We start from the raw sequence: 19,042 nt of genomic DNA, 5'->3' as shown, positions 1-19,042 counted from the left end.
ATTATTTCTTTTATTTTCAGATATGAAAATAAGCTTATCTGTACTTTTTTATCACTTTTAGGATAACAAAACTTATATGTCTTATATGGTGAAAAATTCTTAGCGTGACTTTGCGAAACCCTCGTGCACTTTGTGGTTAAAAATTACCGCAGATTGCTTCGCCTGTTCGCTATCGCTCGGGTCGCAAATTTTTCCCCCAATCTTTAAGTTTAAAAATTAGCCACAGATTACACAGATTATCACAGATTTTGTCTTTGTCTTCTTTGCGGAAATCTTTGCTTCCTTTGCGGTTAATAAATCCGACACGAATGCACTATTGATTTTCTAATCTTTGTGTTTAGAATTACACGGATTTATATTTTCATAAATGAAAATAACTTATCTGAACTTCTAAATTATTTACAGAAGTAAAGAAAACTTATATGGCTTATATGTTTAAAAAAAATTGTGCCTTTTTCGCTTGCTTCGTGCACTTTGCGGTTAAAGACCAGTAAAAATCCCTATTTTGTCTATTTTCTTTGTTCTTTCCTCTTCTTCTAATTCGACAAATACCTTTTCTTATATTCCATTGGAGTAATCCCGGCTACTTTCTTAAAATGGCGGTAAAAATTGGATACATTATTAAAACCACATTCAAAACAAATCATCTCGGTAGGGATTTTGTTTTCAATCAGTAATCTACAGGCATGGCTGATGCGGATTTCTATTAAAAAATCATAATAGGTTTTCTTAGTCATTAGCTTAAAATAGCGGCAAAAGGAGGTAACACTTAAGTTGCTAAAGGCTGCAATTTCTTTTAAGGTAATTTCCTTTTTATAATTCGAAAGCGTATAACTGCATATTTTATTCAGTCGAATCGAGTCTGATTCATTGGATTGATAAAACGCATGCGAAGAAGTTATTTCGGTGTATTCTTCTGTTTCCGATAGAAATTTTAAGATGTTTAACAGGATAATCAGCTTGTCAATATGATTGGCATTGGGTGCTTTTTTCATTTGCTCCATCACCATTTCTTTGGTGTTTCCATGAATAATCATCCCTTTTTTTGCCTTTTCAAAAAGTTTCGGAATCAGGAAAGATTCGGGTAAGTGTATGAAATCTTTGCCTAAACAATCCGGTAAAAACTGAATCACGATGGCTTCAACATCCAATTCTTTTTTGTTCTGATAATATTCTTCATGACAACGCCAGGTATGAGGCAGATTTTCACCAAGTAAAATAAGCTCTCCTGAGCCGAAATTACTGATGTTGTCGCCTATAAAACGCACTCCTTCACCCTTTATCACATAATGCAATTCCAGTTCAGGATGGTAGTGCCAAATCTTCCCAAAGTTAGGTTCTTTGTTGTGTCTTACCTCAAAAGAACTTTGGATACTGGTAGGGACTTTGTGAAATAAAGGCTTCATAAACAAGTAGTTTGGAATTATCCTGCTAAATTAGTGTTATTTTTACAATTGCAAATAATTTTATGATAATATCCTATAAATACATGCAAATAAATAATAAGAGCCTAAGTCTAATTTTTAGCATATTTGAATATAGACTGCAACCGTTTCAATTTAGAGTTGGTTGATGGTTTAAGGGAAAATAAATCATAGCGTATCACAAAACAATTTGAATAAAAAATTCGAATTGTCTTTGTGTTTTATTGCTTATAAATAATTTAAAATATGAACATCTATTTAGTAGCAAGTGGCGATTTGCGTTTATCAGCAAATCAGGTATGTTGGGATGCACAAGCCCAAATGGAACAATTATTATCAGAAGCTGTTGCCGAAGCAGGCGGAAAAATCATCAGAGCGCATGCTTATGACGAGAAAAAACAGCATGGTTTTATTGACAGCCAAAAAATGGGAATGCAGGTTTTTAAAAATATTGACCCAACGGCACCACTGATTGTTGCTGAAAGTGTTTGGCAATATTCACACCATGTTTTGGCAGGTTTGATTACGCATCAGGGGCCTATTTTAACAGTGGCCAACTGGAGTGGTGAATGGCCTGGACTAGTTGGGATGCTGAACTTAAACGGTTCTTTGACTAAGGCAGGAGTGCAATACAGCACGCTTTGGAGTGTGGATTTCAGCGATGAATTTTTCAAAAACAATTTGAAAAACTGGATGCAAACGGCTACTGTACAACCTGATTTAAGTCACGTAAAAGCGTTTGATAAAGCACTTATTCCTGCTGACGAATTTGCTAAAGGAACTGCTTTTGCAAAAGCTTTCAGAAAAGAAAAAGCCATTATGGGTGTTTTTGACGAAGGTTGTATGGGAATGTTCAATGCGATTGTTCCTGATCATTTGTTGCATCCAACAGGAATTTATAAAGAAAGATTGTCTCAGTCTTCGCTTTACGCTAAAATGCTAACGGTGAAAGACGAAGAAGCTGAAGCCGTTTTACAATGGTTGCTTGATAAAGGAATGAAATTCGATTGGGGAACGGATGAAGTTACTCAATTAACTAAAAAGCAAACGCTATTGCAATGCAAAATGTACATTGCCGCTGTGCGAATTGCTGCTGAATTTGGTTGTGATACTATCGGAATTCAGTACCAACAAGGTTTGAAGGATTTAGTGCCTGCCAGTGATTTGGTCGAAGGTTTATTAAACAATCAAAACAGACCTCCTGTTTTTGATGAAGAAGGAAACGAATTGTTTGCCGGTGAAGCTTTACCGCATTTCAATGAAGTGGACGAATGTGCCGGAATTGATGCTTTAGTTACTTATAACTTATGGCGTTCTATGGGATTGAAAGGCGAGAATACACTACATGATTTGCGTTATGGAGAATATTATAAAAATGAAACTGTTGACGGATTTGTTTGGGTTTTCCTAATCAGTGGAGCGGCACCGCCAGAACATTTTGTAGGTGGTTATGAAGGAACTTCCAGTGAAAGACAGCCTGAAATGTATTTCAGATTAGGTGGAGGAAGTGTAAAAGGAGTGAGTAAACCGGGTTCAATTGTTTGGAGTCGCGTTTATGTGATGGACGATGCCTTGCATTGTGATTTGGGAATTGGGGAATGTGTCGATTTGCCAAAAGAAGAATTAGACAGAAGATGGAATATGACTACGCCACAATGGCCTATTATGAATGCTATTTTAAAAGGAGTGAGTCGTGACCAAATGATGGGACGTCATAAGGCAAATCACATTCAGGTGGTATATGCTGAAAATGAATCAGAAGCAAATAAATTGTGCCGAATTAAAGCCGCAGCCTTACAGGAACTGGGAATCCAGGTTCACTTTTGTGGGGATGTTGCAGTGTAATGAAAACGGTTTATTGTACGTCAGTTTGAGGTTTAAAAGAAACAATCTAAATGATGTTGATTTAGAGATAAATCGTTCTGTTATTTGCGAATTTCAATTGTCCTTAGCTTTCGCAGTCGAGTGTCAAATGTTTGAAGAATGCGTAAAAAGAAAAGCTGTTTGAGTCCCGAAAGCTTTCGGGACGAGTTCTTTTCTTTTAGCATTCGAAAACTAATTTGACCGACGAGGAAGCGTAAGACTTGAAATCGAAGATTCATGAATACCAAAAAACAATAAGAACGCATGAATATTTTTTTGTTTCTTTTTTGATCAAGCAAAAAAGAAAATTAGTAAATCATAATTTCACTTTTACTAAAAACGGTTCTCGATACAAATTTTCAGAAAAAGCTATTCGCGTTTTCTGAAAATTCACTCGAACTGACGAAATTATAATACAGAACCAAATATGTCAATTCGAGTGTTTTTTGTTTCGTTAAGCTACAAAAAAACACTCGAATTGACGTTTAATGACTATATTCACAGTTGTTTTAAAATGAAAAAAATAGATAGAACACAGATAATAACGGATAAAAAAGAATTAATTAGTTTTCTTAATTTTAATTTTTGGAAATCTGTATTCTAATAAAAAAATTGAAAAGTCAAAAAATGAAGAAATTGAAAGGGATTACATGGAACCATACAAGAGGCCTTTTGCCTATGGTTGCTACTGCTCAGCGTTTTACGGAGCTGTATCCAGATGTAGAAATTAGTTGGGAAAAAAGAAGTTTACAAGAATTTGCTGATGCCTCGATAGAGAATTTAGCCAAAAGATTTGATTTATTGGTGATTGATCATCCATGGACAGGTTTTGGTGCTGCTACCAATACTATTGTTCCTTTATCGGATCATTTTTCAAGTGAATATATAAAAGATCAGGAAGTCAATACGGTAGGGAAATCATACGAAAGTTATGTTTTTAACAACAAACTTTGGGCTTTGCCTATCGATGCTGCCACTCCGGTAGCTGCGGCTCGTTTGGATATTTTAGAAAGTAAAGGATTAAAAGTTCCTGAAACTTACGAAGATTTATTGGCTTTAGCCAAAAAAGGATTGGTTGCTTTTGCCGGAATTCCGGTAGATTCATTAATGACTTTTTATTCGTTTTGTTGCAGTTTGGGTGAAGCACCATTTTTGTCTCAGGAGAAAGTAATTTCAAATGAAACAGGAATTAAAGCTTTGCAAATGCACCGCGAATTAGCACAGTTGATGGATCCGGCTAATTTTAATAGAAATCCAATTCAGGTGTACGAAGCAATGGTAAATACAGATGAGATTGCTTATTGCCCATTTGCTTACGGTTATTCTAATTATTCACGAATTGGCTACAGCAAAAATCTACTTCATTTTTATGACTTAGTAAAATTGAACGATCAACCCATGATTAGTTCTTTAGGAGGAACAGGATTAGCTGTTTCTGCTTTTAGTCAAAACCTTCCGGAAGCGTTGAAATATGCTGAATTTACAGGTTCTTCACATGTTCAACAAAATATTTTTGCTGACAATGGTGGGCAACCAGGGCATTTACAAGCCTGGAAAAGCGAAAGAATCAACCAAATCACTCATGATTATTTCAAGAATACTTTGCCTGCTTTAGAACGTGCTTTCTTGCGTCCAAGATATTCAGGGCACATGTATTTCCAGGATCATGCCGGCGACTTAGTGCGTGATTATTTGATGAACGGTGGCGATGAGGTTGCTGTACTTGAAGCAATGGATGCTTTGTATGTAAAATCGCTTAACGTAGCTACAGTATGAGACCTTTAGAAGGTGTGGTTGTTTTAGAGTTTTGCCAGTTTTTGGCAGGACCTTCAGCAGGATTGAAACTCGCCGATTTAGGCGCCAGAGTCATCAAAATTGAAAGACCGGTAAAAGGAGAGGCTTGTCGCCAATTAAGTATCAAAGACTTATTTGTGGACGAAAGCAGTTTGTTATTTCATACCATTAACAGAAATAAAGATTCTTTTGCTGCCGACCTTAAAAATCCATCCGATTTAGAATTAGTCAAAAAACTGATTGCCAAGGCTGATATTATGACGCATAATTTCAGACCGGGGGTGATGGATAAAATTGGTTTGGCTTTCGCCGATGTCATTGCCGTCAATCCGAAAATTATCTACGGAGTGGTTTCAGGCTATGGAGAAGAAGGACCTTGGTCTAAAAAACCGGGACAGGATTTATTGGTGCAATCTTTATCCGGTTTGACATGGTTGAGCGGACGAAACAGTCAGGGACCGGTTCCTTTTGGTTTATCTACAGCCGATATTATGTGCGGAAATCATTTGGTTCAGGGGCTTTTGGCGGCTTTATTAAAAAGAGCCAAAACGAATAAAGGTGTTTTGGTTGAGGTTTCTTTAATCGAATCCATTTTAGATGTTCAGTTTGAAGCCATTACTTCTTATTTAAATGATGGTGGAAAATTGCAGGAAAGAGGTGATGTTGCAGGAAGTGCACATGCTTTTTTAAGCGCGCCTTATGGGGTGTATAAAACTCAGGATGGTTATCTTTCTTTGGCTATGGGCGATTTAATGTTCATCAGTGAATTGTTAGAAGTAAATCTAGAAAAATACAGAGAAAAACATCTGTGGTTTGAATTCCGTGACGAAATCAGAACACTTCTAAGCGAACGAATCATTCAGGAAGCTACAGATCATTGGTTGCAATTGTTACAGGAAAAAGGCGTTTGGTGCGGAAAAGTATTGAATTATCAGGATTTGGATCAAATTGATTTTGGTATGCCAATGAAGCAAACCATCGAAAATTCAGAGAATAAAAAAATTGTCACTACCAGAAGTCCGATTCAGTTAGACGGTCAGATTTTGACCAGCACTAAAGCAGCGCCAAAAGTAGGAGAGCAGAATAAAATGATACAGGAAACTATTTTAAATTAGAAGATGAAACCATTAGAAGATTATTTAATAATAGATTTCAGCCAGTTTCTTTCGGGGCCTTCGGCAAGTTTACGCTTGGCCGATTTGGGTGCTCGTGTGATTAAAATTGAGAAACCGGGTACAGGTGATATTTGCAGAACCTTATATACTTCGGATTTGATAATGAACGGAGAATCGTCTGTTTTTCATACAATCAACCGAAATAAAGAATCCTTCGCGATTGATTTTAAACAGCCGGAGGAATTAGCAAAACTTAAAGTATTGTTGGCAAAAGCCGATGTGGTGATGCATAATTTCAGACCGGGTGTGATGGAACGCATCGGACTGAGTTATGAAGAAGTACAAAAGATAAATCCTAATGTAGTCTATGCTTCGATAAGTGGTTATGGTTCGAAAGGTCCTTTTAAAGATTTGCCGGGACAGGATTTGTTGTTGCAATCGTTAACTGCTTTGACCTGGCTAACAGGAAACGAAGGCGATGGTCCGGTTCCTATGGGATTGTCTATTGTCGATATGTTGGCTGGAGCGCATTTGGCTCAGGGGATTTTGGCGGCTTTATATCGAAAAGTAACCCAGAATGTAGGTGCTTTGGTTGAAGTAAGTATGCTGGAATCGGCGTTTGATTTTCAGTTTGAAACCATCACAACTTTCTTTAATGACGGTGGCGAATTGCCTGTAAGAACAAAAACAAATAATGCCAATGCTTATTTAGGTGCGCCTTACGGAATTTACGAGACTAAAAATGGTTACATGAGTTTGGCTATGGGTTCTATTCCCGTTTTAGCCGAATTGCTGTCTTGTGACGATTTGAAGCAATTCCCGGAAAATAAATTTACCTTAAGAGACGATATTAAATCTATTTTAGCAGCGCATTTGCGTACACAGGATTCAGAATATTGGTTGAATATTTTAGAACCGGCTGATATTTGGTGTGCCAATGTGTTGAACTACGAGCAGCTTTTTGCTCAGGAAGGATTTCAGGTTTTAGACTTTGTTCAACAAGTGGAAATGATAGACGGTTACAGTTATAAAACAACCCGATGTCCAATTAGAATTGATGGGGAATTGTTTACTTCGGGTAAGGCTTCGCCAAAGTTGGGTCAGGATAACGAGCGAATTATTAAGGAGTTTTTAGTTTAGAAATTGGACTAAAGTCCAGCCTTACAAAATGGGTCGAGCCGATGGCTCTATTACGTAATGTGAGAGTCCGCTGTAGCGGACGAGACATATTGTAGCAACGGATTTTAATCCGTTGGATAATGGAAAAATACATAGTAATGGAAAACACAACATTTAGAATCGCGGTTAGGAAATTTGGGCCTTTTGAAAGTGCCTTACACAAATTATGGGATGCGTTTTGTTTAAAATACGATATCAGTATTGCGGTCGAAATGGTTCCCATGGAATTGCACGATTTGTACGAACAAACCATCACCGAAGGAGGTTTGAAAAAAGGCGATTGGGATATTGCCCACATCAACACCGACTGGATTTTTGATGCGGCTCAGGCCAATGCAGTTCAGGATTTAACGTCTTTTATTGCTAAAAAAGCACCTCAGGATTTTCCTGAAGGCTGGCACAATTCGTTGTTGCATTTACAGGAAATTGACGGAGGGATTTATGGATTGCCTTTTCACGACGGCCCTGAATGTTTGATTTACAGAAAAGATTTATTCGAAAATCCGATAGAAAAAGAGAATTTCAAAAAGCAGTTTGGTTACGAATTAGCACCACCTAAAACCTGGACGGAATTCGAGCAAATTGCTACTTTTTTTAATCGTCCAGGCGAAAATTTATACGGCTGTGTTTTTGCCAATTATCCTGATGGACACAATATGGTTTTCGACTTTTGTCTGCATTTGTGGACCCGAGGAGGTTCCTTGTTGAATGCCGAAAACCAAATGGATATTAACACACAGGCCGCCATTGACACCTTAGATTATTACCGTTATATCGTTAAAAATACCGCTGCCGTTCATCCCGGTTCTGCCGATTTTGGTTCTGTCGAAGCCGGTATGGCTTTCGCCAATGGTGAAGCAGCCATGACCATTAACTGGTTTGGTTTTGCTTCCATGTGTGAAGTCATTGCCGAATCGAAAGTAAAAGGAAAAGTAGATGTTACCACTTTGCCTTTTGCTGTGGGTGGAAAAACCGCTTCGTTAAATGTGTATTGGTTATACACCATAGGAGCCGGAAGTAAAAACAAAAAATTAGCCTACGACTTTTTACGATTTGCCACCACTGCCGAAAGTGACAAATTATTGACAAATGAAGGCGGAATAGGCTGCAGAAAATCGACATGGAAAGATGCCGAAATCAATGCCACCATTCCTTATTACCACAAGCTGGAAAGTTTGCATGAAAATGCTCTGACCTTACCTCAAATAGCAGTTTGGCCAGACATTGCCATACTGATAGACCAGATGGTTTTAAAGGCATTAAAAACAAATATTCCATCGGCAGATTTATTAAAAGACACACAAATAGAAATTGAAAAAATACTATAATTATGCAAATTCCTTATAAACCAGAACTGCCAAAAACCAACCAACCCATAGTAATTATTGGCGCTAGTGGAATTGTAAAAGATGCGCATTTGCCTGCTTATAAAATGGCAGGATTCGAAGTTTTTGGGATTACCAACAGGACTTTTGCCAAAGCTCAGGCAATGGCTGCGGAATTTGGAATTCCTCATGTTTTTGAAACAGTGGCGGATGCTGTTCAACACGCTCCTGCCAATGCTGTTTACGATATTACGGTTATGCCGGAACAATACATTGAAATATTAGAGCAGTTGCCTGATGGAGCTGCCGTTTTAATTCAGAAACCAATGGGAAATGATTTGGCTGAAGCCAAAGAAATCTTGGAAGTTTGTGAAAGAAAAAATTTGGTAGGCGCTATTAATTTCCAATTGCGATTTGCTCCTTTTGTGGCTGCGGCTCGTTATTTGATTAATGAAGGAATCATTGGAGAATTGTATGATATGGAATTTAAGGTGACCGTGAATACGCCTTGGGAATTGTTCCCGTTGGTTAAAGTACATCCGCGATTAGAGATTTTATTCCACTCTGTACATTATATTGATTGTATCCGTTCGTTTGTTGGAGATCCAAAAAGTGTTTTGGCTAAAACCTGGAGACATCCATCGAAAGATTTATCTTCTTCGCGTTCGACTATTATTCTGGATTATGGAGATACGATGCGTGCGGTAATCAATACCAATCACGACCATCATTTTGGACCGGAGCATGAAGAAAGCTACATTAAATGGGAAGGAACTAAAGGAGCTGTTAAGGCTAAGATGGGATTATTGATGAATTATCCTGCCGGATTAGAAGATGTTTTTGAATATTCAGTTCAAAACGAAGCCGGAAAGTACGAATGGAAAAAAGTACAACTGGAAGGTTCCTGGTTTCCGGAAGCTTTCGTGGGTACCATGGCTAATCTGATGCGCTACAAAGAAGGTTCGGACAGCGAATTGTATGCCAGCGTAGAAAACGTACTGGGAACCATGAAAGTGGTAGAAGCCTGTTATGTCAGCAATCGAAATGGGGGCATTTCATTGGGAGAATTATAAAACAAAATGTAGTCCTTAGTCCCTAGTCCTTAGTTTTTTGAGGCTACACTAATTGCTAGGGACTAACAACTAAGTACTAAAAAACTAAAAATATGTATTTTAAATCAACATTTTTTGAAGATTACCAATTAGGAGAAAAGCGCGTGACGCTGGGGAGAACCATCACAGAGACTGATTTTGTGGTGCACGCAGGACACACAGGCGATTTTTTTCCGCACCATATGGATGAAGAATGGTGTAAAACACAACCTTTTGGACAACGTATTGCCCACGGAACGATGGTACTTGCCATTGGGGTAGGATTGACGGCATCGGAGATTAATCCGGAAGCTTTTTCTAAGGGTTATGACAGAATGCGTTTTGTAAAACCGGTACATATTGGCGATACAATTCACTCAGAGATTACCATTTCAGAGAAAGGTGATGCTAAAAGACCGGAGATGGGAACAGTAACAGAGCACTTAGAAATTATTAACCAAAGAGGCGAAGTAGTGATGGTTTGTGACCATTTATTACTTGTAAAAAGGAAAAATTAACCAACCAATAAATATAAAACATGCAAGTAACCAATCAGTTGGGTGACCAACATTCAGTGCCTACCGAAAAGGGGCAAGGGCCAAATTATGTATTGCCTTTTATTTTAATAACGAGTTTGTTTTTCCTTTGGGGAATGGCTCACAATCTGGATTCAATTTTGATTCCTCATCTTAAAAAAGCCTGTCAGTTAAACAACCGTCAGTCTACATTAATTGACACTTCGGTGTTTTTGGCTTATTTCCTGATGGCCATTCCGGCGGGAATGATTATTAAAAAAGTAGGTTATAAAAACAGTATTATCATCGGACTTCTGGTTTTTGCAACGGGTGCTTTTTTGTTTGTACCAGCAGCAGATACTCAGGCTTATGAATTGTTTTTAGTTGCCTTATTTATTATTGGTTGCGGATTGACGATTCTGGAAACCAGTGCCAATCCGTATGCTGCTATTTTAGGTCCACCCGAATCTTCGTCTAAACGATTGAATCTGGCTGCTTCCTTTAACGGTTTGGCTGCAATGGTAGCGCCAATTGTGGGTTCGATGTTTATTCTTTCGGGAAAAAGTTTTACTCCGGAGCAAATGGCTGCTATGCCTGATGCAGAAAGAGTAGCTTATTTAGCAGGCGAAGCATCAGCAGTAAAAATGCCTTATATTGTTTTAGGAACGATATTAGTTTTGGTAGCGATTTTGTTTTATTTCATGCACCTGCCATCGATGAAACCGGAACATACTGAGGTGGAAGTGAAACCCGGATTTTTCTCAGTTTTAAAACATCGTCATTTGAGCTGGGCAGTGATAGCACAGTTTTTCTATGTGGGAGCTCAGGTGTGTGTAACGAGTTTCTTTATCAGAATGGCGGAACAAGGTGCTAATATGGATGAAATTACCGCGGCTTATTATTTAGGACTTTATGGAGTGTTATTTATGGCTGGACGATTCATAGGAACTTTCTTTTTGAAATATGTTAAGGATTATGTGTTGCTTTCTATTTATGCGGTTTTGAGTGCGATTCTTTGTGCTGTGGCGATTTACGGAAGCGGTATTTATGTGATTTATGCATTAGGCGCTATCGGATTTTTTATGTCGATTATGTTCCCAACGATTTTCTCTTTAGGTTTAGTAGGTTTGAAAAGCAATACCGAAACAGGTTCTTCCTGGTTGGTAATGTCTATCGTGGGAGGAGCTATCTTACCTTATGGAATGGGAACTTTGATTGACATGAATCATGACGATATTCAATCAGGATATTTGATTCCGTTAGTGTGCTTTTTGATTATTCTTTACTTTGGTGTCTTTGGGCATAAGGTGAAAAAAGTAGCTTAGTCACATTTTTATAAAATAAATAATCAAACCCGACCGCTTTCAAAAAGCGGTCGGGTTTTTTGTAATAACTTGTTTGCTTATTGTGATTAGGAATTAGAAAGTAGTTAATTTTATAAATTCTAATACCGGCCAATTGTGAAAATATTTTTAAACTTCTTTATCGTATTTTTTTTAGGGATATCAATTTGTCTTTCCCAGTCGCAGGTTGTATTTAAAAAAATCAATCAATCGACCGGATTGTCAAATGGTAGAATTACCAGTATGGCTAAAGAAAAGGATGGATTTGTCTGGATAGGGACTAATAATGGACTCAATCGATATGATGGCCTGGGGATTAAAGTGTACGACAAAAGAAACAGTACTATTGGCTCTAATGACATTTCGGATATTTTAATTGACAGTAAAAACAGAATTTGGATTACCACTCTTGGAGGAGGATTGAACTATTATAATCCTCTAAATGATACTTTCCAAATATTTAAAAATAACCCCAACAATCCTAAATCATTACTGTCTAACAATGTTAGTACGCTGATTGAAGATTCAAAAGGACTTATTTGGCTTGGGACAGAAAAAGGATTGTGCTGTTTTAATCCTGTGAACAAACAATTTGTTTCTTATACCAATCAATTCAGTAACAATCAAACCAAAAAAAGCAATAGTATCACCAGTATTTATGAAGATAAAAACAGGGATTTATGGATAGGTACTTTTGGGAATGGTTTGTTTTTATTTGACAGAACTGAAAAAAAATTCCATCAAATTAAATCGGAACAAATACAAGTTTCGGATTTCATAAACGTGATTTCTCCTTTAGATCCTGACAGAATTCTTATAGGAACCAGTGGCAGTGGTTTGTTGTTGTTTGATTTGGCCACACACAAGTTTTCCGATTTCTTAAAGGAAAATCTAGCCTTAAAGCAGGAAATAAATATTGTTCGTTCTATAGAGTTAGACGGTAAAAATAATTTATGGATTGGTACTGATGGTAATGGTCTTCTGGAAGTGGAGTATCCTAATACCAATCATCCTGTAATTCACAACTATTTGTATAATTCACAATTAGAAACCTCGCTTTCAGGAAATGCCATTTATTCCATAATGGATGATAACGATTCAAATATCTGGATAGGTACGGCATGGAATGGTATTAGCGTTTTGGATAAAAAAAACAGGAGTGAATTGTTATTTAGTGATATTGTAGGTTTAAATCCGTCGCCGGTACTTTCAATTTACAAAAGTAATCAGGAATTGTATCTGGGATTGGATGGCGAAGGAATGACCGTATTTAACACAGCCACTAATAAAGTTAAATATTACAACGAAAAGAATCATAATTCAGGCATCAAAGGGAATTACATTCAGAAAATAACAGAAACTAAAGATGGTACATTGTGGTTAGGAACCTTTAAAAACGGACTGGTTAAGTTCAATAAAAAAACCGGTCAATTTATACAGTACAAGCATGAGTTTAAAAATAAAAGTTCCATAAGTTATGATGATGTAAGAGATATTATTGAGGATAAAAACCATAATTTATGGATAGCTACCTGGGGAGGAGGTTTGAATTATTTTAATACTAAAACAGAGCAATTCATTAGTTATAGAGAAAGTGCCAATAATAACAAAACCGTAAACAATGACAACCTGATTGATATGGTTCCCGATGGGGATAAAATCTGGATTGCTACTTTTGGAGGAGGCTTAAATCTATTCGACACTAAAAAAGGACTTTTTCGCTATTACAAATACAAAGATTCAGATCCTGCTACCATTAGTAACAACAACATATTCTCCTTATGTAAGGATTCCAAAGGCTATTTATGGATTGGTACTGCCGGTGGTGGTATCAATCGAATGAATTTAAAAACCAATAAGATTGAACGTTTTGAAAAAAATGATAACATCAAATACCAAACTGTAACAGGAATTATCGAAGATGATAATAATACCATTTGGTTCAGTACAAAACAAGGTATTATAAACTACAGTTATTTTACCAATAGGTTTAATATGTTGTCTAAATTGTCCTCCGAATTTCATATCAATTCTATTTTTAAGGATGAAAAAGGATGGATTTATTTTGGAGGAATTGACGGGGTTGTTAAGGTCAATCCAAAAACAATAGAAGTAGACAGTAAACCACCAAAGGTTAAGCTGACTAATTTTAAATTATTTAATAAGGAAGTCGCTATTGATAAAAATGGAATTCTAACAAAAGATATTGCATTTACAGACGAAATCACTCTTGATCACAATCAGAATGTATTGACTTTTGAATTTTCGGCATTACAATTTCCTTTTTCTAATAGTTGTGGGTATGCTATTAAAATGGAAAATTTTGATGAAGACTGGCGTGATATTGGAAAAGACAGAACAGCAACTTATACTAACTTGTCTCCGGGAGAATACATTTTCAAAGTTAAAAGTAAAGAAAATGGCGGGCAATGGGGAAAAGAATATGCTTCGGTAAAAATTCATATTTTAAAACCCTATTGGTTCCAATGGTGGGCTTTTTTAATTTATGGTATTGTATTGGTGTTTTTGTTTTATCTATTCAGAAAGTATACTATCGCTTGGGAACGCTTGAAAGCCAATCTTGAGTTTGAGAAATTGACTCATGAAAAGGATAACGAATTGTATATGTTGAAGCAGCAGTTTTTTACAAATATCTCCCATGAAATCAGAACTCCGGTAACCTTAATTTTAAGTTCTATAAACAGGTTGTTTGATAAGGGCGAAATGCTCGAAAGCAAACAAATAAAATCGGCACATACTATTCGTAAGAACAGTAATTTATTACTTCAATTGGTAAATGAGCTTTTGGATATCAGAAAGCTGGAAGCTAATGATATCAGTTTAAAAATTACCGAAGGTGATTTTGTTTCTTATTGTAAAGAGATTTTTCTGTCCTTTTCAGAAATTGCTTCCGATAGGGATATCGACTATACTTTTCATTCTGAAAAACCTAAAATAGAACTGTGGTTTGATAAAAATCAATTTGAAAAAGTACTTTATAATTTGCTTACCAATGCTTTTAAATTTACTAAAAACGGTGGAGCCATCAGTGTTGAAATTGAAATGGATAATGATGCTGTTTATTTGATAGTGAAGGATACCGGTATAGGAATGTCTGAATCACACATGAGTAAAATATTTAATCGCTTTTATCAGATTAAAAATGCAGAAACCGATGAAAAATCAGGATTTGGTCTTGGTTTATCTATTGCAAAAGAAATTATAGAACTCCATAAGGGGACAATTGATGTTAAAAGTGAGAAAAATAAAGGAAGTGTTTTTGAAGTAAAACTGCTAAAATCGAATGCTCATTTCTATGATGTTGAAATTGAGAAAAATGATGTTTTAAGTAATCAGGAATCAAAAACTATTAAGCAATTAAAGCAAAAAATAGTAAAAAGCGAAGTCAAAAAAGAGACGATTTTAATTGTTGAAGACAATATAGAGATTCAGGAATCTTTAAAAGAAATATTGAGTAATGACTATGATATACTTCAGGCTTATAATGGTGAGGAGGGTTTAAAAATTGCAATTGACGAGTTTCCAAACTTAATAATAAGTGATGTTATGATGCCTGTTATGGACGGTATCGAATTTGTCAAAAAATTGAAATTAAATACATTCACCAGTCATATTCCAATCATTATTTTAACGGCAAGAACTACCTTAAAAAACACCATGGAAGGCTATGAAACCGGAGCCGATGATTACATAGCCAAACCTTTTGATGAGGAATTGTTAAAAGCAAGAATCACTAATTTGCTTAACAATAGAAGATTAATAAGGGAAAAAATCATAAATGATAATCTTTTAAATCCAAGAGAATTAGCTATTAGTTCTCCAGATCAACTGTTTTTAGAAAGACTGTATAAAAGTCTGGAACCTAATTTAGAATCCAATAATCTGAAAGCCGAGATTGTTGCCAAAGAAATTGGGATGAGCCATTCGGTAATGTACAAAAAGATAAAAGCATTAACAGGACTCTCCTATGTTGAATTTATCCGTGACTATAGATTGTCTATTGCAAAACAGTTGATACAAGATTTAGGATATTCTGTTTCTGAGGCTTGTTATAAGGTCGGCTATTCAGATCGAAAATATTTTAGTAAATTATTCAAAGAAAAGTTTAAAAAGAACCCTTCCGAATTCTTAAAATCATAAAGTCTTTTTTTAAGTTATATGTAATTTATTTGAATATTTTTTTTGTATTTGATTAAAATTCAGTGCTTTTTGCATAAAGCAACGAATTCTTCACCCCTAATCAATGAAACTGACCCACATCAAAACTTAGATAATCCAGGTACTTGCACCTATCTATTTAGTATGTATGATTTTCAGTGAGGATAAAAAAAGAAATACATATTAAAAACTAAACAAACTAACTTAAAAAATTATTTATGATGAACCGCTATCGAAAAAAAAGGGGGTATTTTAATGTAAAACAACATTTTCTTATCGGGTTGTTTTTATGTTTTTCCATAGCTTCTTTTGGTCAAAAATTAAAAATTTCGGGAATTGTTAAAGATGCGACTACTGCCGCTTCTATTCCCGGAGTGAGTGTAATTATCAAGAGTTCCAATCTTGGAACCACAACCGATTTAGATGGTAAATATCAAATCGAAGTGAATCAGAATGATGTTTTGGTGTTTTCTTATATGGGATATCAAAAGGTCGAAATGCCAGCAAAATCCAAAACTATTAATATTAGTTTAATAGAGGATACTCAAAAACTGGATGAAATAGTTGTGATAGGTTATGGTAGTACAAAAGTTAAGGATGCTACAGGATCAGTAACTTCAGTAACTGCTAAAGATTTTAATAAAGGAAATATTGTTACTGCCGAAAATCTTTTAACAGGTCGTGTGGCAGGTTTATCCATTACAACAGGCGGGGATCCGGGAGCGGGATCTACTATTAGAATTCGTGGGGGAGCATCATTAGGAGCATCAAATGATCCTTTGATTGTAATTAATGGAATGCCTGTAGATAATAATTCAATAGGAGGTTCACGTTCTATATTAAGTTCGATTAATCCAAATGACATTGAATCTTTTTCAGTTTTAAAAGATGCTTCGGCTACTGCTATATATGGTTCCAGAGCGTCAAACGGAGTTATTATTATTACTTTGAAGAAAGGGACTAAAACCTTTTCTGCTACTTTAGATATGAGCATGAGTGTAAACACCCTTGCTAATAAAGTGGATGTCTTTAGTGGAAATGAATTAAGAGAATTGGTAAGTGTACAGGATCCAACTTTGTTGCCCTTATTAGGAACAGCAAATACCGATTGGCAAAAAGAAATTTACAGATCCAGTATCTCTTCAAATACGAATGTTTCGGTAAATGGAATGTTGTTTGATAAAATTCCATCGAGAGCTTCTTTTGGAAGAACATTACAAAATGGATTGATGTTAACTTCGGAATTTGAGCGCAACACGGGTTCTGTAACCTTAAATCCAAGTTTGTTTGATAATCATTTAAAAATTAGTGTTAATGTTAATGCTTCTTTGGAAAAAAACAGATTTGCTTCAGGACAACAAGGCAATGCCATAACTTTTGATCCTACGCAGCCTGTTTATGATGCCAATTCTGTTTTTGGAGGTTACTTCCAATATTATAAAGACAATCATGACGGTGTTATTAATAAAAGTGATTTAACTGAACGCGCCCCATTGAATCCGGTTGCTGAGTTAATGCAACGCAATAGCAGAAGTGAAGTGAAAAGGTTGTATGGTAATGTGAAATTAGATTATAATTTTCATTTTTTACCTGAATTAACTGCGGTGTTAAACTTAGGTATGGATAAAAGCACAGCCGATGGTTTTACAAAAGTCTCCGATAAAAATCCGCTTTCTCAGGCCGACGGACGTATTATAGGATCTCATTCAGAATATTCTAACGAGCTAAGCAATTATTTAATGGATGGCTATTTCGCTTATAAAAAAGAATTCGGGAAACTAAATTTTGAAGCTACAGCGGGTTATTCGTATCAAAAATTCACCAATGAAAGATACAATACCAATGAATTATTAAACGATGGTGTTGATAGTGCTCCTGTTTTAAACATAGATCCAAACTTGGTTTTAATTGGGTTTTTCGGAAGAACTAACCTTTCATTTTATGATAAATATCTCTTTACAGTATCATATCGTAGAGATGGTACATCCCGTTTTAGCGAATCAAATCGTTGGGGTAATTTCCCTTCTGCAGCCTTTGCCTGGAAAGTTAAAGAAGATCTATTCCCAGAGTCTAAAACGCTATCTAATTTAAAATTAAGATTAGGTTGGGGAGTAACAGGTCAGCAAGATATTGGGCAAGCTAATTTAGACTTGTACATGTCAAGATATAGTACAGGTTTACCAACTTCCCAATATATTTTTGGGGGTACAGTAACTCCTATTGCTATACCGCAATTTAGAAATGAAGATTTAAAATGGGAAGAAACCACAACTTACAATGCTGGTCTTGATTTCGGATTTCTTAATGACAGAATAACAGCTACGGTAGAAGGTTTTTATAAAGAATCTAACGATTTGCTTGCCAATGCCGCTATTTCAGACGGTTCCAATTTTAGTAATTCAGGATTCCAAAACATCGGTAATTTTACTTCAAAGGGTCTTGAGTTTTCTGTAGGTGCCGACATTATTAAAAATAAAAACGGACTGAAGTGGAATGTTAATTTCAACAGCACTTTTATAAAAACAGAAATTAAAAGTCTGGCATTAGGTCAGGATCAGTTAGTAGGTACAACCGGTGCTGGTGCCGGTGGCGGATCTACTGCTCAAATACACAGAGTAGGTTACACTCCTTTTTCATTTTATGTATACAAACAAATTTATGATACCAATGGTAAACCAATTGAAGGTGCTTATGCCGATTTGAATGCTGATAATATCATTAATGATGCTGATTTGTACATACACCATAATGGTATGCCAACGGTAACTATGGGATTTGCATCAAATATTAATTATAAAAACATAGACCTTTCTTTTAATATGAGAGCGAGTTTGGGTAATTACGTATATAATGGTGCTAATGCTACAAGAGCGCAATACAATTTATTAAGAAACAGTTCGGTGGTGTCAAACTTACCCACTTCAGTTTTAGATACTAATTTTAAATCTACCGAAAACGTATTACTTTCTGATTATTATGTTGAAAATGCTTCCTTTTTAAAAATGGATAATGTAAGCCTTGGATACACATTTGAGGATATATTTAACTCCAGTTCCTCTATACGTTTGTCTGCCAGTGTGCAAAATGTATTTACTATTACAAAGTATTCAGGTTTAGATCCTGAGGTATTTTCTAACGGAATTGATAATTCAATAACTCCCCGACCAAGAACTTTCCTGGTAGGAGCTAATGTGAAATTTTAAAAAGAAACAAT

At 35.9% G+C, this 19,042-nt stretch carries 11 protein-coding genes; 10 read left to right on the top strand and 1 reads right to left on the bottom strand.

The features are described 5' to 3' along the window. Positions 1-536: 536 nt before the first annotated feature. Positions 537-1,406, bottom strand: a complete 870-nt coding sequence (locus tag FDM27_RS04585) for an AraC family transcriptional regulator (RefSeq protein ID WP_140485376.1) — start codon at positions 1,404-1,406, stop codon at positions 537-539. A 264-nt stretch (positions 1,407-1,670) separates the two neighbouring features. Here FDM27_RS04585 and FDM27_RS04580 point away from each other — a divergent pair, with 264 nt between their 5' ends. From FDM27_RS04580 to FDM27_RS04535, 10 genes are all read left to right on the top strand, one after another. Further along, the gene (locus FDM27_RS04580; protein ID WP_140485375.1) at positions 1,671-3,269 is read left to right on the top strand and encodes a fucose isomerase; all 1,599 of its coding nucleotides are present in this window, start codon (positions 1,671-1,673) and stop codon (positions 3,267-3,269) included. Between the two features lie 645 nt (positions 3,270-3,914). Beyond that, positions 3,915-5,063, top strand: a complete 1,149-nt coding sequence (locus tag FDM27_RS04575) for an ABC transporter substrate-binding protein (RefSeq protein WP_140485374.1) — start codon at positions 3,915-3,917, stop codon at positions 5,061-5,063. Then, positions 5,060-6,196: a CaiB/BaiF CoA transferase family protein gene (locus FDM27_RS04570; RefSeq protein WP_140485373.1), complete on the top strand. Its 1,137-nt coding sequence runs from the start codon at positions 5,060-5,062 to the stop codon at positions 6,194-6,196. The genes FDM27_RS04575 and FDM27_RS04570 overlap by 4 nt, the downstream gene beginning before the upstream one ends. Before the next feature lie 3 nt (positions 6,197-6,199). Continuing rightward, positions 6,200-7,336 (top strand): CaiB/BaiF CoA transferase family protein, encoded by a 1,137-nt coding sequence (locus FDM27_RS04565; RefSeq protein ID WP_140485372.1) that lies wholly within the window; start codon positions 6,200-6,202, stop codon positions 7,334-7,336. A gap of 119 nt (positions 7,337-7,455) precedes the next feature. Beyond that, entirely contained in the window at positions 7,456-8,703 is a 1,248-nt protein-coding gene (locus FDM27_RS04560) for an ABC transporter substrate-binding protein (protein WP_255510478.1), read from the top strand. 2 nt (positions 8,704-8,705) lie between these two features. Continuing rightward, positions 8,706-9,773, top strand: coding sequence for a Gfo/Idh/MocA family protein (locus tag FDM27_RS04555; RefSeq protein WP_140485371.1), 1,068 nt, complete (start codon positions 8,706-8,708; stop codon positions 9,771-9,773). A gap of 92 nt (positions 9,774-9,865) precedes the next feature. Then, on the top strand, positions 9,866-10,309 hold the full coding sequence (locus FDM27_RS04550; RefSeq protein WP_035661941.1) for a MaoC/PaaZ C-terminal domain-containing protein: 444 nt from the start codon (positions 9,866-9,868) through the stop codon (positions 10,307-10,309). Between the two features lie 20 nt (positions 10,310-10,329). Further along, positions 10,330-11,631 (top strand): L-fucose:H+ symporter permease, encoded by a 1,302-nt coding sequence (gene fucP / locus FDM27_RS04545; RefSeq protein ID WP_140485370.1) that lies wholly within the window; start codon positions 10,330-10,332, stop codon positions 11,629-11,631. 135 nt (positions 11,632-11,766) lie between these two features. Then, positions 11,767-15,810: a hybrid sensor histidine kinase/response regulator transcription factor gene (locus FDM27_RS04540; protein ID WP_255510477.1), complete on the top strand. Its 4,044-nt coding sequence runs from the start codon at positions 11,767-11,769 to the stop codon at positions 15,808-15,810. Positions 15,811-16,046: 236 nt separating this feature from the next. Next, positions 16,047-19,031: a SusC/RagA family TonB-linked outer membrane protein gene (locus FDM27_RS04535; RefSeq protein ID WP_255510476.1), complete on the top strand. Its 2,985-nt coding sequence runs from the start codon at positions 16,047-16,049 to the stop codon at positions 19,029-19,031. The last annotated feature ends 11 nt before the right edge of the window (positions 19,032-19,042 follow it).

It is taken from the genome of Flavobacterium sp. GSA192 (assembly GCF_006386525.1).
GTDB classification, from domain to species: Bacteria; Bacteroidota; Bacteroidia; order Flavobacteriales; family Flavobacteriaceae; genus Flavobacterium; species Flavobacterium commune.
This window is presented reverse-complemented; position numbering and strand designations above follow the sequence as displayed.